Here is a 21,973-nt window from a genome sequence, read left to right on the forward strand (position 1 = left end):
TATTGTTTCATTCTAATGAAACACATATTCCATTTGAAACTACAGCAATACCAGTGACCACTTTTTAATAGTGGCCACTGGTAGATCAAATCATTAATACCCCGGATTCTCCACCAAATTCGGATTAGCAGAAGTACGGCCATGCCCGATAGGCAAATAATAATTCTTTTCAGGGAAAGTCGGTGTTTGCGGTCTTCCGTCGATATCATCGACAAAATCCAAACGATACTTTCCACTGGCTGCATCATAGATATACCGTAAACCGGAATATGTACGTGTAAGAGCTGTAACGGCAGTTCTCCAACGTCTTAAGTCCCAATAACGATGGTTCTCGAAAACTAATTCTACTTTTCTTTCATGATGTATCTTTTCCCGGTCGATAGAAGTTAATTTGGCAATTCCAGCACGTTCACGAATCTGATTGACAGCGTCCAACGCATCACCGGTTCTACCCAGTTCAAACGCTGCTTCCGCATAATTCAATAAAACCTCACCGAAGCGGAAAATCAGATAATCGGTTGTCGACTCACTGAACCAGTTCATATTATTTGCCGTTGGATCAAGGTATTTCATTACACCGAACCCTGTATTAGTACAGCTAAGCTCTTTAAAACGTGTCAGCTGATCTCCGATTGCAGCAACACCCTCGTAGGAATCATAACGCCCGTCGATCAGTGTTCCATCTTTCGAAATGATGCCATTATGCATGTCTATTGTATTCTCACCCAATACACCACCTACAGCATCCGGCCATGAGGTTCCATTCGTCCAGATAGAAGCAGCGAACCGGGGATCTTTATTCCCCCATAATTCCTCCATCGTCCACAGACGGTTTTTTGCATATGCCCGGTCAATCTTACCAGGAGTGCCGTCTATATATTCGAATTCTTCCGCCATATCCAGATAAGGACCATGATAGTTACCGACACCCCAGACATTCGGACGAGGACATTCCGTCATATCCCATGACCATCTGTTCTTTCCGCCATCCGAAGCACTTGGACCGGTATGTTGCTTTACCATAATTGCTTCACAATTACCTTTTTTCAAAAATATATTCTTAAAGTTCTCCACTTTATCTGCATCCGCATTATAAAGGGCATACGGGCTTTCAGTCATGATCTTCTTACTGGCATCATAACAAATCTGATAATACTGTGAAGCCTCTCCATTAGGAAAACCCAATAATCCGTCCAGTTGTACCGAACCAAATTGAGCGATGCTTCCTGCGTATAATGCAGCTCTGCTTCGAAGAGCTAATGCAGCCCATTTATTGGCACGCCCCGCATCCGTAGCAGAAGGAAGGATTTCAGATATTTCATCTGTCTCTTTCAGGATGAAGTCGTACAATTCTTTTTCCGTATTACGTTTCGGATACAATGCAGTAGAATCCGCATCGATAGACTGGACCTCAGTAATCAAAGGTACTCCTCCATAACGTTTTACCATTGCAAAATAACAAAATGCCCTTAAAAAACGAGCTTCAGCAATTCGCTCATTCACATTCGAAATAGAGGACTCAGCTGCACGCTCAATAAAGTCATTCAAATTCCGAATGGTATAATAAGCATTTCCCCACCACTGCATCTGAGTAGAGTTTACCTGAAATCCGTTATCTTTTATATCGAGCATATGAGCTTGTGCCCCGAAATTATACTTTGCCTCATCTGTAATTTCGAGCATTCTGACAGTACCTTCCATCTGCTCACTGTATCCCATAACGGTTCCCCAATCATTACCATCACGATTCATAGGCGAACTGTCATATAAACATGTCGCATCATTAATCATCACCGGCGTACAAGCATAAAGCTCTGCCAGATACATATCAAGTAATGCAGGATCATTCCATACTACAGCATCCGTATACCGATCGGTCGGAACTTTGTCCAATACATCATAACACGACGTCATTGTCGCAGCCAAAGCGACTATTGCTATATTTAATTTCGTTTTCATAATTGTACATGTTAAAAAATAAGATTACAACCTATGCTCATCGTATATTGCTGAGGATAATAAGTACCGGCTCCATAATTTTCCGGCATTTCAGGGTCAACTCCATATTTGTGCAGTGAATTTATTGTAAAAAGATTCGTTCCTGCAAAATAGATTCTCAATTTGCTGACTCTTATTTTTGACAACAATTCAGTAGGGATCTCGTATCCGAATGTCATGTTCTTCAAACGCAGATAAGTTGTATTATGGTTGTTGTGATCCGAATAGAAACCATTGGTAGACGAACCTCCCGGCCGTGCGATCAAAGCATCAGGATCGTTTGTCCTGTCATTCCACGTATTCTGATAACGGAAAGATGTTTCCGCCAGATAAGTCACAAACGTTGTGTAGCCGGATGCTCCCTGGAAAAGGGCTGACAAGTCAAAGTTTCTGTATTTCAGATTCAAATTGAATCCAAACATCCAATGAGGAGTCGCACCTTTACCTATTTCTTTCTGGTCACGCCAGTTGATCACTCCGTCGCCATTTAAATCCTTATATTTGGCATCTCCGGGACGTAAAGAAGAATTGTCGTTGTTCAAATCTTCGAAAGTGCAGTTCCATGCATTTATCTCCTCCTGACTTGTGAACAATCCGTCGAAAACATATCCGTACCGGCGATCCGTATATCTTCCACTGTTCTTATATAATCTTTCCTGATCAGGATCCGTATATTCCGGCTCATCATAATAGTTCCATTTGGATCTGGAATAAGAAACATTACCTGAAATATCATATGCAACACTTCCTATATTACCAGTCGTACCGAGTCTTAATTCAAATCCTTTCGTATTGATACTATTCAGGTTTTCCGTAGGTAATGCAGCTCCGAAAGAAGATGGTAAAGAACTTGAGCGGGTTCCCGGAATTCCACTACGTTTACGGTAAAAGAACTCTGCATCCCCGTAAAGTTTACGGTTCCACAATGAATAATCGACACCGGCATTATAAATTTTCATTCTCTCCCAGGTCAGATTTATATTGGGTAATCCAGACGGTGTTAACCCTGAAATCAAATTAGAACCCAACGTATAACTCGAATCAAATGTATATCCGGTCAAATAAGCAAAATTAGCTACTGCGTCATATCCAGATTCACCATAACTTAATCGTATCTTCAGATTGTCAACAAAATTCAGTTGCTTCATAAAAGTTTCTTCTGCCATATTCCAACCCAAAGACACACTGGGAAAATATCCCCATCTATGCCCCTTGGCAAACCTTGAAGAAGCATCGGCTCTCAGAATAGTTTCTACCATATAACGATCCAGATAACTGTAATTTATTCGTCCGATCCAACTTACACGTCCCACGGCCGAGCTCGATGAATTATTCGCAGCAGTTGTGGAACTCCCGGCAAATAACTCATCCAATGCCGTTGATACAAAACCTGTACGCGAAGCGTTTAGATTTTTGCTTTTTTCATCAACTGATTCAAACATGAACAGACCAGATATGTGATGAGATTTTGCAAAAGTCTCATCATAATTCAGTGAATACTGCTGAATTAATTTTGTATTATTGGAGGCCCCCATATTCAAAGATGTCGGGTCCTGCGAATTGCGTACCAATGTATACTGATCTGTTTCCGAATTATATGTATAAAATGAAGCCTGTTTTTTAAAGGTTTTCTGATCGTACGAATCATTCCGGTAAATAATAGTTCCTTTGGCTTTTAATCCCGGAATATATTTGAAATCATACTGTAACGCTCCTTTAAACTGCGTGATATTATTTATCCGCTCTACATAACCGGCCAATTCAGAGTTCGTTGCAAAAACGGGACTACCCATCGTTACTTCAGCATAAGCCAGTTTGGAAGGATCAGGCAATTCCAAAGGATACATCGGGCTGGCCCTGTAGATCAAATCATTCCAGAAATTATTATTACTGGATATCATATCCGCACCGGATGTATAATAACGCTGTTCCTTGATATACATTAAATCCATTGTCGCTGAAAGGCGGTCCGTTATCTTTGTATCGACATTAGACTGGAAGTTATAACGGTCATAATGCCCTCCATTCTTCTTCAAAATGGTTTCCTGCGTATTATAACCAAAATAGCCATAATATTTCATCTTTTCATTACCACCGGATATAGATACATTATGATTCTGCTGAGGTGCAAATTTCCGGATAGAAGCTGCATACCAGTCAGTATTCAGATACTTAGGATCTGTACCATCCTTATATTTCTGAATTTCTTCCTCTGTGTAAGGAGCAGTCTCAGCCGGGTTCCCCGAATATATCCATGTATCTCTGGAATATTGGGCTCTTTCAGCCGAACTACCGGACTTCATTACATTCGTCGATCCCTGAAGTGTATACGAACTGTTCACTGTGATAGTCGGTTTGGATGATTTACCACGTTTTGTCGTGATCAAAATTACTCCGTTACCGGCTCGTGCTCCATATATGGAAGCTGCACCGTCTTTCAGAATAGAAATGGACTCTATTTGATTGGCATCAATATTATTGAAACTTGTCTCCATTCCATCCACTATGATTAACGGGGCATCAAAACCACGTATATTCAAGCTGGCATCGTCAAGCCCCGGAAGACCGGAGGTCTGTTTACTAACCAAACCTGGAAGTTGTCCGGCCAACATATTACTGACATTGGCAACAGGAGCTACAGCTATTTTCTCCGTCTTTATTTGAGATACAGAACCTGTTACCGTAGCAACCCTTTGTTGTCCGTATCCGATTACCACAACTTCATCCAGTGCTTTTATATTTTCCTCTAGTGTGACAGTCAGCATTTTCCCAGGAGTTGTTTGTACCTGTTGAGTGACATAACCTATATAAGAAATATCTAACATAGCATTCTTCTTCACTGATAAAGAAAATACGCCATTTATATCTGTTATTGTGCCATTAGTAGGCGTCCCCGCTTCTACTACAGATGCACCAATAACCGGTTCACCATTCACATCAACAACCTTTCCTGAAATTGTATTCTCCTGTTGCTGACTAATTAAATTATTACTTGCCTTCTTAATGTCGGGTAGTACATCGGGCTCAGCATTCCGCGCATTAGCACATAATGAAAAAACGGCTAGTATACAAAATGCCATTACGGAATATGTATTTTTCATAATCTGTAAATAATTAAATTTAAAAGTTTATAATTCCTTTAACAAAGTATTTTCATACTTTCGAGACATACTGCTATAAAACGCTATATACTATATTCAATCACAAATATTATCTGAAGAGTTTTTTCTCCATATTTATTATCAATTTTCCATAGGCATTATTTCTAAAATTGTTAGACATATTATTACAAATCCTGACTATTTGATGTTATAAAAACGATTTTACTTTCCGGATAAGTCCTATCAAATAACACCAAACTATTACCAGTATAATTATTGCAGTAACCTGGGTATGGGTAATATCCGTTGCCATTCCGATAATAGGTGGTAATATTGCTCCCCCAAATACACCGGAAATAAGTAATGCAGACACTTCATTTGCTTTTTCAGGTACTCTCTTCAATGAAAAAGAAAACAGAATCGAAAACAAATTAGCATATCCTATTCCAAATACGGCAACACATCCCAGAATAAACCATAGATTAGTTCCTAAAGCCATTAATATCAGGCCAGCGATCGCAATCCATACACTGTAAATAAAAAATTTACCTGCTGAATATCTCATTAACAAAATACCACCGACAAAAGCACTGATTGTTCTGAAAAAGAAATAAACACTATTCCCCATCCCCGCATCTGCTAACGATAAACCACAACGTTCCATCAGATATTTAGGGAAAGTCATATTAATACTCACATCAATACCGACCAATACCAATATGCCAATAAAGAATGCCGCAATATATTTATCCTTCAATAAATCGAATGTAACTTTAACAGAGATATTTTTCTGTTCCAGTTTTTTCTCTTTTACAGGTGTCAGTAAGAGCCAGATCAATGCTAACAAAGACATAAATGCATAAATCGGAAAAATCATTTTCCATCCTAAAAAACTTCCGACAATACCGGCTGTTAATAACGGGCCTAAGAAAGAACTGACTGCTTTAATAAATTGTCCCAGAGTAAGACTGCCTGTAAGCCGTTCACTTGTAACAACATCTGTTACCAAAGGATTTAATGAAGCTTGTAAAATGGTATTCCCTATTCCAATCAAAGCAAATGCTATTATTATTGATATAAAGCTATAATTGATCAGTGGAAAACACATCGCTAATGTCGTTATCAGAAAACTCAATAACACGGTCTTTTTCCGTCCGATTTTATTCATCAACAGACCTGTCGGTACGGATAAGATCAAAAACCACAGAAAACAAAAGAATGAAATAAGATTAACCCTGGAATCAGTCAATTCGCTAAAATCATTTTTGACATAACTTGTAGCAATTCCAATAATGTCTACGAATCCCATAATGAAGAACCCAAACATAACGGAATAAATACTGTATTTCAAATTGTCCTTTTTCATAATCTTTACTGCTTATTTAAGATTAACTAACTTTCAAAATCTCTTCTATGACCTGAATAAGAATATGAATCACCTTTATATGAATTTCCTGTATCCGGTCAGAATGCGCTGCACTTGGAGTACTGATTGCCACATCAGCTTTCTCAATCAATTCATTTTTCCCCAAAGATGTAAGAACTATCACTTTCATCCTATTTATATGTGCCTGATCTACCGCACTTATAATATTCCTGGAGTGTCCGCTTGTACTTATTGCCAGTAGCACATCTCCCTCCTTTCCCATAGCATCCACATAACGGGAAAAAATCTCATCAAATGAAAAATCATTCCCTACACAAGTCATATATGCCGGATCATTGATTGCCAATGCCGGTAAAGGACGACGATCATTCCGGAAACGACCTGTTAACTCTTCGGCAAAATGGGTAGCATCACATAAAGAACCTCCGTTTCCACAACTAATGATCTTATGCCCTGTTTGTAATGCTTCAGCACATATATCTGCTGCTTTATAAATACTCTCAACATTCGCCTCATTATTTATAAAGGTTTCCAATATGGATCGGGTTTCCCTCAAACTATCTCGAATAATCTCTTTCATAACTATTTAATCGGTTAAGTAAATACAATTGAAAGAGCTGCATAATCGCCGATGTGCTCTTCTAAAGCAGCCGGTTTAATGATACAAACACGACTTGAATTAGATAATGCTTCCCTTTTTATGATCTTTTGCACTACAGATTCCATCATTTCCCTGTTACGGGAATAAATTCCTCCTACGACTATCACTTCCGGATTTAACAGATCGATGACAATAGATAATCCTTTTCCCAAATAAATAGCAGACGTTTCATAAATACTCCGGGCTAATTCATCTCCCTTAATAGCCTCTTCTGCAACTTTTTGGGCAGTCACTTGATCCAACTCTTGTAAAGTACACCAAGGGACCTTTTCCCCTTTCTGGAGTTTTTCCGAAATAAACATCTTTGCCAACTGGGCGATGCCTCCTCCACTGGCAAAACCTTCCAGAGATCCCCTTTTTCCATAACCCACCGGTCCGAATTCTGCCATACGGATATGCCCTAGTTCACCAGCATTATCATTCGTGCCTGAATAAAGCATGCCATTCAATATTAACCCCGCTCCTAAGCCAGTTCCAAATGTAAGGAACACCATGTTCTTCGTTCCTTTTCCTGCACCGAGCTTCCATTCCGCTAATGCACAAGCATTAGCATCATTCTGAAGCGTGGCTTTTATCCCTACTCTCTTTTCTACAATAGACACAATCGGTATATTATCCCAGCCCGGTAAATTAGGAGGTGATAAAATAACTCCTTTATGGCTATCAAGAGGACCACCGCATGAAATACCTATTGCCTTCGTATTTAAAGAGGTAAGACCATGAATTTTCATTATCTCTTCAATCCCGGACAAAATAGTTTCAATAGTTTCATCCACATTTGTTGTTGCAAATCTTTTTTTATCTACAAGCATCAAATTTTCATTCTTTTGAACACCATAGATAACCGCACATTTGGTTCCGCCAATGTCTATTCCCAGCAAATTACTTTCTATCTCCATCATTTTACAGTATATAAATTAGTTTTCTGCAATAACTGCTTATATTCCTTCAGCTTAAAGGGAGGTTCACCGTATAAATAGTGATTGGTAAATTCCTGATTCCCCACTTTATAACGAATTAATAAAATACCCTGTCCCTTTTGTTCGGGTAGCGATGAGATCTGCACTCTACCATTAGCTGGTACATAGAACTTTCCTTCAAAAATTTGTTTGCCCGATGCTACATCTGTCACTTTCACATCTCCCTCGCTAGCATGGCGAGTGTCATTGACAGCAACAAGCGGATGATTACCATCTCTGGCATCATTCATAAAAATACAAACGTCTTTCTGAACATTCCTGATATAGTAATAAGCCATTTTCTTTGAATTATAATAATCCACTATCGCATCAGAAATCAAAGGCCATCCATCTCTCAAATTCCACCAGATAATCCCGGTTTTATTGAATTTATTGCCACGCCACATCTCAATAAAGTATTTCATTGCTTCTGCCTGTACAGATTGCGATGCAAAAATGAAATCTTCAAGTTTTGACGGGACTTCACCAAATAATAAACGGACCTGATTAATCATCAAATTATTCCTATCAAATGTCTTTCCCCAAACAGGAAAACGTCTGACAGACTTGGTCACCCATTCATCATTCCACTCATGATCCTTTACCCAAGGATATACACAATCTTCTGTCATCATCTTTTTCAAACTTTCCAGATTAGGACAACCATGATAGCCTATTTCACTGACAAAAGCACATTGTGCATCTATGTAGAATGGATCTTTGTAATATCCCCTCGGTCCCCAAAGATGATTTTCCGGCCAATACTTTTCATCACAACCTTTTTGATAGACAGCCTCACTGATATAAGGAGAACTGGGAAGATAAGGCCTTGTCGGATCGAACTCATAAAGAACCGAAGGAATGACCTGGCGCGTTACTACATCACGGTTCGGATCCAGATTAAAAGGTAATAAAGACCAACGCAAAGCTATATCATCTTCATTGTTACCTGACCATAAAGCAACAGACGGATGATTACGTAATTTACAGACAACTGATATCACCTCTTCTTCTATATTCCGGGTAAAGGAAGAGCGCTGTGGATAAAAAGTACATCCCATCGCAAAATCCTGCCAAATCAAAATTCCATTTTCATCGCATAAATCAAAGAAATGATGATCTTCATAAACGCTTCCTCCCCAGCATCGGATCATATTACAATTCAGATCAACCGCCATCTCTATCGCTTCATCAACCAACGAATTATCCCGGCTGTGCAAAGCATCCAACGGGACCCAATTAGTACCATGAATAAAAATACGTTCTCCGTTTACTATAAAACAAAACTTTCCTGGATCATCCGGCAAATTAATATCTGTCCTCTCCAACTGTACAGTCCTTAAACCAATACGTTTGGTATCAGTCGCCAAAACGGAACCATCTTCATCCACTAATTCCACCTTTGCTTCATACAACGCAGGTTCACCGTATCCTCTCGGCCACCATAAATCAGCATTCTTCAATTCCATTATATAACGGAATGCTGGTGAAACCACAGCGGTAGTTCCTTTATAGGCCTCTTTTCCATTTCGATTTAAAGTATATACAGCTTTCACTTTATCAAATTTCTCAAAAGGAAGTTTCAATTGAGCATCAATATACAAACGGACATTACGTTGTGCCGTATCCAAATTAGCCACCATATAATGTACATCTTTAAATCGTGCTTGTTCTAATACACGTAATTCCACATCACGCCACAGACCAGCACTGACCAACCTAGGCAATATATCCCAACCATAAGCATGAGGAGCTTTACGAATAAATGTAGATTCTTCCGATGGGAAATTACCAATACTAAAAGAGCCTAAGAAATAATTTTGCCCTTCAATAACGGAAGAACGAATAATGACTTGCAGCAGGTTATTCTCTCCTTGCTTAATTTCATTTGTTACATCAAATGAATGTTCGATCAACATATTTTCAGGCTTTCCTATACGTTTGCCATTTAACCAAATATCAGCCAGACAATCTATTCCACCAAAAAACAATTGAAGGCGTTGGCCTTTTTCTAGCTTCGGAGAAGTGAAAGATTTCGAATAGCACCATTGAAATTCTTCCCATTTGCGCAATTCATTTACATTATTTCCTATCATAGGATTATCGATTAGACCGGCAGAAAGCAAGTCTAATTCTACATTCCCGGGAACAGTGGCAGTAATAGTCTTTACTTCCATCTGTTTCATTCCGTCAGGGGACAATACCGGTTGCTCCGGTTGCTTCCAATATGACAGTTCCCACTTCCCGTTAAGAGAGATTATACCATCATCAGAACTCGCTGAAACTTCCAGGCTTATAAACGAAAGGAACACTGCAAAAATGCAAATAAGCTGTTTATTCATATTACCTCCTTTTTAATAATATTATTCACATATGAATTTTAATTGATGTTCTCCTGCTGTCAGCTCCACATTCTGTCCCTCAGCTTTTACCGTTGCAGTCGTGTTAGCCGGAACCGCAACTTTTAATAAGATTTCATTACCAGAACGTTCCCATTCAGAGCATATCAATCCTTTAATAGAATGATATTCTGCTTTGACCCAATCCAAACCTTTCACAAAATGAGGTTGAAACAGAATATGCCTGAATCCCGGAGATTTTTCATCATAGTTGATCCCTGCCAATACATTATACATCCATGCGGAAATATCTCCAAGAAATACATGATTCAGTGATGCATCTTTAAAAGTAGGCGAAAGATTCCAGGTTTCGGGTAAAGTAGTCAATCCCCTCTTTATCCAATTACCCCATGAAGGAACATCTTCCTGAATAGCCAGCTCATACGCCTGATCGGCATAACCATATTTAGCAAGCATACGTAATACGGTTTTACTTCCCAACATACCAAAATCAAGATGATTATGGTTATTTGTTATTATGCGACTCAGGTTATCTGCCACTTTCTGTTCATATTCAGCCGGTACTATTTCTAAAAACAGGGCAACTCCCTGTGCTGCCTGTGAGCCATTGGCATATAAACCTTTTTCCTTGTCAAGATAGCGGCTATTAATAAATGCTTTAAGCGAATCTGCTTTTTGTGCATAAACGGTACCGTCTTTTCCTATCAGTCGAGCAAAACGAGACATATACAAATTGTCCAAATAATAATAACAGGTTGTCGTATAATCTGTAGGGGTTTGCGTATCATAAAATACCCAGTCCCCAATGCCATAGGTTACAGTTCCATCCGAATCTTCACGCGCCGCCAAATAGGCAAGATATTTCTCGCATACAGGCCATATCGTTTCAATTGACTTTGTATCACCATAATAATTATAAATAGCCATCGGGACAATAAACATTGCGGCATCCCATACAGGTCCTATCCAATCATCATATCCCCATCCTGAACTAGGAATAATTCCCGAGATTCGTCCTTCCTCATTCTGATTATCCACGATATCATCGACCCACTTTTCATAAAAAGTGATCCCATTGAAATTTAGTAATCCCAAATCCATACAAATATGTGCATCTGCCGTCCAGCCATTCTTCTCACGTTGAGGACAATCTGTCGGAATACTCATCAAGTTAGACAGATAAGACTGATTAGTCGCTTGCCAAATTTTATTGAGAAGATCATTGGAACAACTAAATCTTCCGACAGGTGGTACCGCAGTGTGAAAGAATAAGGCTTTTAAACTTCCTTGAGTCAATTTAACAGGGCGATCAGCTTTTACTTCTACATATTGAAATCCATGGTAAGTAAAATTCGGACTCAGCACTTCGTCTCCGCCATTTAAGATATAAATATCAGTTTGAAAAGGCACATCTGGCTGAGACTTGTAATATACATCTATATTTCCTGTTTCAATATGCCCGTCAGCTTTCTGTATCTCAGCATGCCTCAATGTTATTTTCGTTCCTTTTTCTCCATTCACTGAAAGACGACAAAAACCAGTCATATTAATTCCGAAATCATATACATATATACTGTCTCCGAAATTTTTCATGGAAACTGCATCTATTTCACGTTCTACCTCAATGGCCGGCATCGTTTGAGCAACCAACAACGATGAAGGAGCCGTTACATGTCTGGCATTACTCCATGACGAATCATCAAATCCGGGTTTCTCCCACCCGTTTATTTCCAAACGAGCATCGTATATATCCCCTCCATAAATATTATTCTGGGTATACGGACCTGTTGCTGTCTTCCAGGATTCATCAGAGTTTACTATTTGAGAAGTGCCGTCAGCATATTTAATATGTAACTCGCAAATCATCCGTGCCCGGTTTCGCCAGCGTGCTTTTTCAAAATCCCATGTGGCAACTGGTGCTATTTCATTATAGAAACCATTACCCAGCACAGCAGACAAGACATTTTCCCCAGTTCCCAACAACGAAGTTACATCAAATACACTGTATAAATTCCTTTTGTCATAATGTGTATAGCCTGGATTTAACAAAGAGGCAGATACCGGACTTCCATTAATTTCCATCTTACAATAAGCAGCAGCACTCATAAATAATCTTGCCTGTATAACTTCCTTATTATTGACAACAAATGATTTTCGCAGCATAGGAGCCGGATCAAAATCTTTATCATGACCATCGGTAATCCAGTTACCCAACCATTCTTTCTGATTCATTTTAGCCGTTTCGAAGCTATCTACAGGAGATATTACTGTATTCCCGTTCTTATCAAAAGCCTTGACTTGCCAATAGTACTTAGTGTGTGATAATAATTTATCATTTCCCGTATATTTGCCGAAAGATTCCTCTGTATTTATAAGGCCTGAATTCCAATTAAACAGATCATCTCTAGTTAAACCATTCAGAGATTGCTTGTCAACATATATATATAAGCAGTATCCTTCTTGATCAAAACCAGCCTCTGAATAATAATTCCAGATAAACCGTGGATGTGGACTATCTACGCAAATAGGATTTACCGAATATTCACAATACATCCCGGTAATTTCAACCTTATTATTTTTACATGCACACAGTAAAAAGGTTCCTAATACAATAGTATAAATTCCGTATTTCATATTCATTTTCATAATAAATACTTTACTTAATCGGTTAAACAAATAAATAAAAAAATATCAATAGTATTATAGAGTTGAAATTTTACAATGCAAAACCACTGTTTCCACTTTCTTCTTCTCTTTGGACTGCTCCTGATGGCTCTCTATTGATTTCAATAAAATCCTCACAGCATTCTCTCCAATTTCATCAATAGGCATGAATGCTATATTTATTTTAGGAGCCAGTGCCCGAAAAGAAGGAATACTATGGATACAAGCTAATTCATATTTTTTCAAATCGATACCCTTGTCATAAAAATAGCGAAAAGCTTCAATAGCCAATATATGGGTCGAAAAGAAAAAGCCATCCACATCCGGTACATCATGAAATATCGTATCTAATGTCTTATCGATGTTATGCTCATAATCTACAAAAGGAACTTCTCCATAGAGTTCGGGTTCGACAGGAAAATCCATCTCCATTAAAGCCCTGGCGTAGCCTTCCCGCCTCATATTCATTGTCCGCAGATAGGAGTTCGTTGTAATTATAGCTATTTTACGAGCACCGTCCACAATCATTTTCCGCACTAATTGATAACTACTTTCCTCATTATCAATAATGACGTAATTTGTATCAATCTGTGGAAAATAACGGTCAAACAGAACTAACGGAAAAGATTCATCGACTAAAGTTTCTATTTCACTTTTTGAAACTTTCGTCGGTGCCAATATAATACCATCCACCTGTTTAGCTTTAAAAAGACGGATCAGTTTATTTTCTTTTTCAATTTTAGATTCAGAGTTACCTATCATAACCGAATAGCCTTGCTCATCTGCTTCTTTTTCTATAACACAAGCTATTTTGGAATAAAAAGAGTCTGTAATATCAGGAATAATCAAACCGATAGTTTTAGAATATCCTCTATGTAGACTTCTGGCTAACAAATTAGGTTGGTAATTCAATTCTTTAGCACACTGAAAAACTTTTTCTTGCGTGGCTAAGCTTATACCCTTCTCATCACCCTTTCCAGAAAGAGTCCATGAAATCGTCGCTTTCGACAATTTCAATTTTTCTGCTATGTCTTTAAGTGATGTTCTCATGATACATACCGTTTAATCGGTTAAGTGATGCAAATATATTAACTTGTTTCAAAAAACAAAGAATAGTGAAGTTAATTTTATTTAATCTGATTCATTTGTTTATAAGATAAGATTAATCCCATCTAAAAGGGCTCATAAATAAGCTCCATAAACAGAAGAAAAAAAGGTTCACATCTGAAAAGACATGAACCTTAATCTTTTAACACTAAAGGAAGACTACAACTTATATTTATAAAGTTGTGACATCACCTTCTGATATTCATTCTGTAATTGCATATAATTCTGCATACTCTGATACAAAGTCGTTATATCGACAAAATATTCGATCATGCTGATCTGTCCGGTCTGGATTGCCTTGTTCAGCAAAGCCAAGCTATTCTGGCTCTTCAGTACCGTATTGTATTCATCCATCGAAGTTCGCAAAGCAACTGACTGGTTATACAACTGGTGCAATTCGCTTTCAATAGCGGTCGTTGTACTCTCCAACTGTAAGTCTGTGTAAAGAGCCTGTGCCTTTGCCTGCTTAACATTGTTCCTGTTAGAGAACAAAGGGATGCTGACTCCCACCAGGAAACCGTTAAAGCGTTCGCCACCGGAAGCTGTATTCAGACGATAGCCCAACTCAAGACCCGGCAAACCTTTCGACTTATTGACACTTATCTGGCGACGAGCTGTCACCTGTTCACTTTTCAATGTCAATAACTGCGGATTGGAAGTGACAGCTTCCTGACAGAGTTCTTCAAAAGAGAGAATGTCTTCAACCGGAGCATACGTCGTATCGTTAAACTCGATAGCGATCCCGCCGTTCAATGTTGCCAACTCCTGCAATTTAGCGATACGGGCAGATTCATTCATACGGGCTTCCGTCTTTGCATTCAACAATTCCAGATTGATCTTGTTTGTCTCCAGAATATTGGCATCACCCGATTCCAACCGGGTAGCATACAAAGCGGCTAACTGTTCCGCGTTTTCCCGCCGCTGGTCCAACAATGCTTTTTGCTGATTCAGTAAAACCAGATCCAGACAGACTTCTTTAGCCTGCAGCAAAATCTGCTGACGGAATTCGGCCCCCTGACGATCGAAGCCGACAGCCTGCGACTTAATCAACTTACTCCGCTGAGCATACACGGTCGGGAAGTCGAATGATTGGGAAGCGACCAACTCTCCCTGCATCCCCATCCCCTCACGGTTACCGTATTGATGTACATACGATACCGACGGGTCGGCCAGGTTATTATCCAGCTTTACCTCCAGTTTCTTGGAAGCTGTAAGCTGTTTATTTGCCTGCAATTCTTTATTGTTAGCTTCGATACTACTCAGGACCCCATCTATAGAATGTTGTCCGCTCGCAGAAAGTACGGTCGAAGCCAACAGAGTGATTACTATGAATTGTTTCATTTCTCCTTATTCATTAAAAGATAGACAATAGGAATAATAAATCCGTTCAGGAAGGTAGACGTCAGCAACCCTCCCAGGATCACAGTGGCCATCGGGCTTTGTATTTCGTTACCCGGCAGATCTCCGTTCAATGCCAGCGGGATCAAAGCCAGCGCAGAACTCAAGGCTGTCATCAGGATCGGATTCAAACGATCCAGCGAACCGTGTATCACTGCATCATATACAGAAAAACCTTCACTGCGCAACTGAGTATAGTGGCTGATCAGCAACATACCGTTTCGGGTAGCAATACCGAACAGGGAGATAAAACCGATAATAGCCGGAATACTGATCTCACCGGATGTCATCCACAAGATCAGCACACCACCGATCAACGCTAACGGCAGGTTCAACAGGATCACACCGCTCTCCTTCGCATTCTTGAATTCATTATAAAGCAACAGGAAGATTACCAGTAAAGACATCAAAGATGTCAATAACAAAGTCCGGCTGGCAGCCTGTTCGCTTTCGAACTGTCCGCCGTATTCGATATGATAACCTTCGGGCAACTGGATAGAATTCCCGATCTTGTTCTGGATATCATTTACGACACTACGCAGGTCACGTTCGGATACGTTTGCACTGATGACCAGCTTACGTTGTACATTCTCGCGGTTGATCGTATTCGGACCCGTTACGGAACGGACTTCGGCAATATAACTCAACGGTATCTTCTTCCCTCCGGCATCGATCATCAGATTACGGATATCCTCCATGGTTGCACGGCTTTCGTCGGAAGTCTTTACAGTCAGGTCGAATGTCTTTCCGTCATCATATACCTGGCTGACTACTTCACCTCCCAACATAACATTAATATACTCTTCAAACTCCGGCAGAGGTATTCCATATTTAGCCATAAGTTCCCGTTTGGGAGTAATGGTCAGCTGCGGACGTTCGATCTGCTGCTCCACCTTCAAATCGACCAGGCCCGGAATACTTTGGATAGAGTTTTTGATATCATTACCGATCGTAAACAAACGGTTCAAATCGGTTCCGAACAGTTTGATCGCAATATTGGCCTCCGTTCCCGAAAGCATCGCATCGATACGGTGGGAAATAGGCTGGCCGATTTCGATATTGGCTCCGCTGATGGTTGACAGCTTCTTGCGTACATCGTTCATAACTGTTTCCCTGCTGCGATCTTTCAAGACGAACGGAGCTTCTATTTCCGATACGTTTACACCCAGGGCATGTTCATCCAGTTCGGCACGTCCTGTCTTACGAGCCACAGTCTGTATCTCCGGAACCTGCATCAACAATTCTTCCGCACGGTGTCCCATCTTATCAGACTCATCCAATGAAATCCCAGGTAAGGAACTTACATTGATGGTGAAAGATCCTTCATTGAAAGGAGGAAGGAAACTACGTCCCAACGTAAAGAATATTCCCAACGATACGACGAACAATCCTATTGTACAGCCCAACACGATCGATTTATGTGCCAAAGCCACCTTCAACGCTGCGCCATACACCTTTTTCAGCTTATTGGCAACCCACGATTCTTTATCTATTCTCTTATCGGTTGCTTTACGGTTCAGCAAATAACTACACAAAACCGGTGTCAAAGTAAGTGCCACGACTGTAGAAGCGAACAAAGCGACAATAAATGCAATTCCCAGCGGAACCAGCATACGCCCTTCCATTCCATGAAGGAAAAACAAAGGCACGAAACTCACCACAATGATCAACGTCGAGTTCAGGATCGGCATACGCACTTCGCGAGAAGCATCATATACAACATCCAGGATCGAACGCCTGTCGTCGGGAGGCAACATCCGGTTTTCACGTATCCGCTTATATACATTCTCGACATCGACAATGGCATCATCCACCAACGATCCGATAGCAATCGCCATACCTCCCAGCGACATCGTATTAATGGTCAGCCCCATATAATGCAAAACCAGGATAGAGACCAGCAATGACAAAGGCAACGCCACCAACGAGATCACCGTTGTACGGATATTCATCAGGAAAAGAAAGAGCACAATCACCACGAAGATACTTCCTTCAAACAAACTGTTCTTTACATTATTAATAGAACTGTCGATGAAACGGCTCTGACGGAAAATATCGGTAGATATATTTACATCGGCAGGCAAGCTCTTTTGAAGGTCAGCCACAATTTCATCCAGTTTATTTGTCAGATCGATCGTACTGGTATTCGGCTGCTTGGTAACCGTGATAAGGACAGCATGTTTGCCCCGTTCGGATGCCGTACCCAATTTAGGGCTTTTGCTTCCTACTTTCACCGTAGCCACATTCTCCAGCAGAACAGGAAAACCGTCCACAGTCTTGATCACACCTTTTGCCAGTTCTTCCGCTTTCGGAGTAGAAAGGACACCACGAATGATATACTCATTATCGTATTCGTACAAGACACCACCATTTGCATTACGGTTCATGTTACGGCAAACTGTCAGCACCTCATTCAACCCTACTCCATAATGTTTCATGCGGGCAGGATCGAGTAAAATCTGATATTCTTTGATATCTCCCCCAATTACGGCTACCTGTGCCACACCTCCGGTAGATAATAAACGCGGGCGGATTGTCCAGTCGGCTATCGTACGCAGGTCCATCTGTGTCGTCGGGAGAGTACCTTCACCTGAGGCTTTTGTTTCGTCTGTCGTCAGACCGATGATCATCATTTCACCCAGGATAGAAGACTGCGGCCCCAACGTCGGTTTCCCTACATTCTCGGGAAGACTTTCACTTACAACCGCCAGTTTCTCGGAAACGATCTGACGGGCACGGTAAATATCCGTTCCCCAGTCGAACTCCACCCATACAACCGAAAATCCGGTGGTAGAAGAAGAACGTACACGGCGTACATCCATCGCTCCGTTTACAGCCGTTTCGACCGGGAAAGTAACCAGACGTTCCACTTCTTCAGGAGCCATCCCGTTTGCTTCGGTCATGATAACCACGGTCGGAGCATTCAGGTCGGGGAACACGTCTACATCCGTATGAAAGGCTGTATAAGTTCCCGCTATCATCAGCAGCAATGCACAGATCAGGACTACCAATCTGTTATGCAGCGAGTAATATATTATCTTATTCAACATATTCTGCTCCTCCCATTAATGATTGTGAGTATGAGCCGGAATAGCATTAGAAGCAGAGGCGAGTTTAATCTGATAAGCGCCTTGTGTTACGACCACGTCACCCGGTTTCAAGCCGGATAATATCTGTACTTCAGAACCATTATTCGCTCCCAGTTTTACTTCCTGCTTTTTATAACCTTCTTCATCGAGACGGATAAATACAGAATAAATTCCTTGTTCTTCTATCAGGGAGGAAACAGGGACACTCAACACCTCCTGCATCGGAGTAACAAGCAGATAAATCTCGACGAAAGAACCGGGAATAACGGCCCCTTTATTGTCAAACTCAAAAGTAACAGGAATATAGAATGAATTGGCATCCGATGCTTTTCCATACGAAAGCAGCCGTCCGTGAAGCTCGGAAAGCTTATATACCTGCTCATCATAAGGAGTACGGAAATTAGCAGACTGAACAGCCGGAAGATATTGATAATACTTTTCCGAAACCTCGGCACGAAGCACCAGACGGCTATTCTGAGAGATAGTTGCCAGCGGTTGCCCCACTGTCACATAGTCCCCTTCTTTTACCTGAAGATTCTTCAAATATCCGTTCATCGGAGATACCACCGACACGCCATTCTCTGTCTGCTTACCGGCAACAGCATCATAAGCAGCCTTTGCATTTTCATAATTCAAACGTGCCTGTTCAAAATCTTTCGCCGAAACAATCTTATCTCCTACCAACTGCTGCATACGCTCATATTCTTTCCTGGCTGTTTCGTATGCATATTTGGCACGGGCAGCTACATTCCCTTCCGACAGGGAGCTGGAAGCCAGGCTCAGGATCGCCTGCCCTTTCTTTACCGGAGTACCGTCAACAAATGATAAACGACCGAATGTCACAATACCGGGAACTGTCGCAACCACCGTTGTTTCATCCCCCTGTGCTGCCAGTACGCTTCCACTGGTTTTTATAACATCCGTAAAAGAAGCCGGTTCCATCACTTTTGTCTGCAGCCCGACAGCTTTCGCCAATTCTTCTTTAAAAATGATTTCGTTGGAATGTGCACCTGCTGCAGCTTCGTTCCCATGATCATGGCCTTCATGCTCGTCTCCCTCGTGTTCGTGATCATGACCTTCATGTTCGTGATCGTGTCCTTCTTCATGTTCATGTGCTTCATGATCATGGTTATGCTCTTCAGGCTTAGCAGCTCCGCCACTACAGCTTGCGAATATGTAGGCACATAAAACCCACAATAAATATATCTTTCTCATTGTATTATAATATGTTATAAATGCAAATAAAATAGTTCGGCGTCTTGCTTAAAACACCGGAATGCGAATAAGGTTCGCTCCTATCAGAAACAATTATAACACAGGAGGGGCACGCAGTCCGCCGGAGCACGTGATCCAGGTATCGTGCAGAGACTCAATATAAAAGGCTCGTTCACGATCGAACGTTTGTCCGTACAACAACGGAACAGGAGGGTTAATATAATCAAATAAAACTTGCAAAGGGAAAAGTAAGTGACTTACATCACCATCTGTCACATGTGACAAAAGAGATATAAAAAGGGCCAGATTATGCCCGTTGCATCCGCAATCGTGGGAAGACGAGCTTTTATGGTTATGTTCAGTCAACGATTTGAAACAAGGCATACCGTTACTGTGGTGATGATGTGGCACCACAACCGAAAGCAGCATGATGATACTTGCCACCAGCATTATGTAACGGATTATATGTTTCTTCGCTCTCATCATTTATGTTGCAAAAGTAAAAAGTTTATTTTGCAACTCAAAGGCAAACAGCAGATATATAGAAAAAAAGACCGGCCGAGAGTCACCTCCCAGCCGGACAGTTGTTCATGGTATTAGCATTAGTGGTCTACTCATTCTGATTATACAAGCAAATGTTTGGTTAGGTCAATAATTTATAAACAAAAAATCTAAGACTAAAATAAAATAAAGTTCATCCATTCTAATGCTATTTCAATTAACATCACTTAGTATTAATATTAAACTGCAATAACTATTCGTTCAAACCATCATTGCCGTCTCTCTTAATTGAGATATGCGAATTTACGAAGCAAATACGGGAGTTCTATTTCGCAAATAAGGTATTTTGAGACGCGTCTATTTCTCATTCAAGTATTTACCGACTCGTCTTTTTCGAAAATAAGTAACATGGAGACACTTTAACGTCTATTGTTGCGTTTTCCGAAACAATACGCATTGTTTATTGTTTAATAATTGAACATATATATTATTTAAAAGGGAGAATTGGAATGAATACAGATGTATTAAATACAAATCTGATCGAGGTAATGAAAGATAAAATTCCGGATGGGGTCAACTTAGCGAACACCCTGATGGATATTCTTTATATAGGAAAAGAAGCCGTATACAGAAGATTACGCGGCGAAGTCCCTTTCACCCTCAATGAAGCTTCTATAATTTCAAAGAAATTGGGAGTTTCCCTGGATCAGATCGTGGGTATAAGCTATACCAATAACGCAATGTTCGACCTGAATCTTTTACATTATTCAGATCCTATCAAAACGTATTACGCGATTCTTGACCACTACGTTGAATTATTTGAATCCTTACGGGATGATCCGACCTCGGAACTTAGTACGGCTTCAAATATGATCCCCCAGACTTATTACCTGAAATACGATAATTTGTCCAGGTTCCGGCTATTCAAATGGATGTACCAGAATGAAAAGGTAAATTGTGTAAAGAACTTTTCAGAACTGAATATATCCGATGATCTTAAGCGTGCCCAAAAGGCATTTGTCGAAGCTAGTTCATATATACAAACAACACATTATATATGGGATAGCATGATGTTTAACTATCTGGTGAACGATATAAAATATTTCGCCAGTATTCATTTAATTACAGAAGAAGAAGTCACTAAATTACAAGAAGAACTCCTCAAGCTATTAGACGATTTGGAAACTATTGCTTCCAAAGGCAAATTTGATACAGGTAAAGATATACATATATATATATCTAACATCAATTTTGAAGCTACATACAGCTATGTGGAAACATCGAGCCTGCAATTAAGCCTGATCCGGATTTTTTCAATCAACTCGATCACTTCGAGGGATAAAGAGATGTGCAAAAATATGAAGGAATGGATTCAGTCCTTACGTAAATTCTCCACGATGATATCCGAAAGCGGCGAAATGCAACGGATACAGTTCTTCAAGAAACAACGGGAGATTGTAGAGAATATGTAAAAAGGCATGAGTTTTTATGTTACTATAATTGAAAAAGGACGGTTATCTTCTATAGATTTCC

The 21,973-nt window shown here is 40.2% G+C and carries 13 protein-coding genes; 1 reads left to right on the forward strand and 12 read right to left on the reverse strand.

All coding sequences use genetic code 11. The annotated features are described in order from the left end of the window. Positions 1-93 precede the first annotated feature (93 nt). The 12 genes from DWX23_RS03585 to DWX23_RS03640 form a co-directional block, all read right to left on the reverse strand. Entirely contained in the window at positions 94-1,959 is a 1,866-nt protein-coding gene (locus DWX23_RS03585) for a RagB/SusD family nutrient uptake outer membrane protein (protein WP_122373423.1), read from the reverse strand. 11 nt (positions 1,960-1,970) lie between these two features. Then, positions 1,971-5,099, reverse strand: a complete 3,129-nt coding sequence (locus DWX23_RS03590; protein ID WP_122373424.1) for a TonB-dependent receptor — start codon at positions 5,097-5,099, stop codon at positions 1,971-1,973. Positions 5,100-5,307: 208 nt separating this feature from the next. Next, positions 5,308-6,465 carry a sugar MFS transporter gene (locus tag DWX23_RS03595; protein WP_233587483.1) on the reverse strand — a complete coding sequence of 386 codons (1,158 nt, stop codon included), beginning with the start codon at positions 6,463-6,465 and terminating at the stop codon, positions 5,308-5,310. A 22-nt stretch (positions 6,466-6,487) separates the two neighbouring features. Then, a complete protein-coding gene (locus tag DWX23_RS03600) occupies positions 6,488-7,066 on the reverse strand; it encodes an SIS domain-containing protein (protein WP_122373425.1) in 579 nt (192 codons plus the stop codon). 14 nt (positions 7,067-7,080) lie between these two features. Continuing rightward, the gene (locus tag DWX23_RS03605; protein ID WP_122373502.1) at positions 7,081-8,040 is read right to left on the reverse strand and encodes an ROK family protein; all 960 of its coding nucleotides are present in this window, start codon (positions 8,038-8,040) and stop codon (positions 7,081-7,083) included. 5 nt (positions 8,041-8,045) lie between these two features. Continuing rightward, on the reverse strand, positions 8,046-10,448 hold the full coding sequence (locus tag DWX23_RS03610) for a glycoside hydrolase family 2 protein (protein WP_122373426.1): 2,403 nt from the start codon (positions 10,446-10,448) through the stop codon (positions 8,046-8,048). A 21-nt stretch (positions 10,449-10,469) separates the two neighbouring features. Beyond that, complete coding sequence (locus tag DWX23_RS03615; protein WP_122373427.1) at positions 10,470-13,112, reverse strand: family 78 glycoside hydrolase catalytic domain; 2,643 nt, start codon at positions 13,110-13,112, stop codon at positions 10,470-10,472. Between the two features lie 54 nt (positions 13,113-13,166). After that, on the reverse strand, positions 13,167-14,180 hold the full coding sequence (locus DWX23_RS03620; protein ID WP_122373428.1) for a LacI family DNA-binding transcriptional regulator: 1,014 nt from the start codon (positions 14,178-14,180) through the stop codon (positions 13,167-13,169). A 216-nt stretch (positions 14,181-14,396) separates the two neighbouring features. Then, a complete protein-coding gene (locus tag DWX23_RS03625; RefSeq protein WP_122373429.1) occupies positions 14,397-15,578 on the reverse strand; it encodes a TolC family protein in 1,182 nt (393 codons plus the stop codon). Continuing rightward, the gene (locus DWX23_RS03630) at positions 15,575-18,685 is read right to left on the reverse strand and encodes an efflux RND transporter permease subunit (RefSeq protein WP_122373430.1); all 3,111 of its coding nucleotides are present in this window, start codon (positions 18,683-18,685) and stop codon (positions 15,575-15,577) included. The genes DWX23_RS03625 and DWX23_RS03630 overlap by 4 nt, the downstream gene beginning before the upstream one ends. Positions 18,686-18,700: 15 nt before the next feature. Continuing rightward, the gene (locus DWX23_RS03635; RefSeq protein ID WP_122373431.1) at positions 18,701-19,939 is read right to left on the reverse strand and encodes an efflux RND transporter periplasmic adaptor subunit; all 1,239 of its coding nucleotides are present in this window, start codon (positions 19,937-19,939) and stop codon (positions 18,701-18,703) included. A gap of 93 nt (positions 19,940-20,032) precedes the next feature. Next, positions 20,033-20,425, reverse strand: a complete 393-nt coding sequence (locus DWX23_RS03640; RefSeq protein WP_233587484.1) for a DUF6769 family protein — start codon at positions 20,423-20,425, stop codon at positions 20,033-20,035. A 524-nt stretch (positions 20,426-20,949) separates the two neighbouring features. Between DWX23_RS03640 and DWX23_RS03645 the strand changes: the two genes are divergently transcribed. Continuing rightward, on the forward strand, positions 20,950-21,912 hold the full coding sequence (locus tag DWX23_RS03645) for a hypothetical protein (protein ID WP_122373433.1): 963 nt from the start codon (positions 20,950-20,952) through the stop codon (positions 21,910-21,912). Positions 21,913-21,973 lie beyond the last annotated feature (61 nt).

This window comes from Parabacteroides sp. AF18-52 (assembly GCF_003479145.1).
GTDB classification, from domain to species: Bacteria; Bacteroidota; Bacteroidia; order Bacteroidales; family Tannerellaceae; genus Parabacteroides; species Parabacteroides faecis.

Coding starts and splice junctions, on each gene's coding strand:
- DWX23_RS03585 (WP_122373423.1), bottom strand. CDS start 1,959: ATGAAAACGAAATTAAATATAGCAATAGTCGCTTTGGCTGCGACAATG.
- DWX23_RS03590 (WP_122373424.1), bottom strand. CDS start 5,099: ATGAAAAATACATATTCCGTAATGGCATTTTGTATACTAGCCGTTTTT.
- DWX23_RS03595 (WP_233587483.1), bottom strand. CDS start 6,465: ATGAAAAAGGACAATTTGAAATACAGTATTTATTCCGTTATGTTTGGG.
- DWX23_RS03600 (WP_122373425.1), bottom strand. CDS start 7,066: ATGAAAGAGATTATTCGAGATAGTTTGAGGGAAACCCGATCCATATTG.
- DWX23_RS03610 (WP_122373426.1), bottom strand. CDS start 10,448: ATGAATAAACAGCTTATTTGCATTTTTGCAGTGTTCCTTTCGTTTATA.
- DWX23_RS03615 (WP_122373427.1), bottom strand. CDS start 13,112: ATGAAAATGAATATGAAATACGGAATTTATACTATTGTATTAGGAACC.
- DWX23_RS03620 (WP_122373428.1), bottom strand. CDS start 14,180: ATGAGAACATCACTTAAAGACATAGCAGAAAAATTGAAATTGTCGAAA.
- DWX23_RS03625 (WP_122373429.1), bottom strand. CDS start 15,578: ATGAAACAATTCATAGTAATCACTCTGTTGGCTTCGACCGTACTTTCT.
- DWX23_RS03630 (WP_122373430.1), bottom strand. CDS start 18,685: ATGTTGAATAAGATAATATATTACTCGCTGCATAACAGATTGGTAGTC.
- DWX23_RS03635 (WP_122373431.1), bottom strand. CDS start 19,939: ATGAGAAAGATATATTTATTGTGGGTTTTATGTGCCTACATATTCGCA.
- DWX23_RS03640 (WP_233587484.1), bottom strand. CDS start 20,425: ATGATGAGAGCGAAGAAACATATAATCCGTTACATAATGCTGGTGGCA.
- DWX23_RS03645 (WP_122373433.1), top strand. CDS start 20,950: ATGAATACAGATGTATTAAATACAAATCTGATCGAGGTAATGAAAGAT.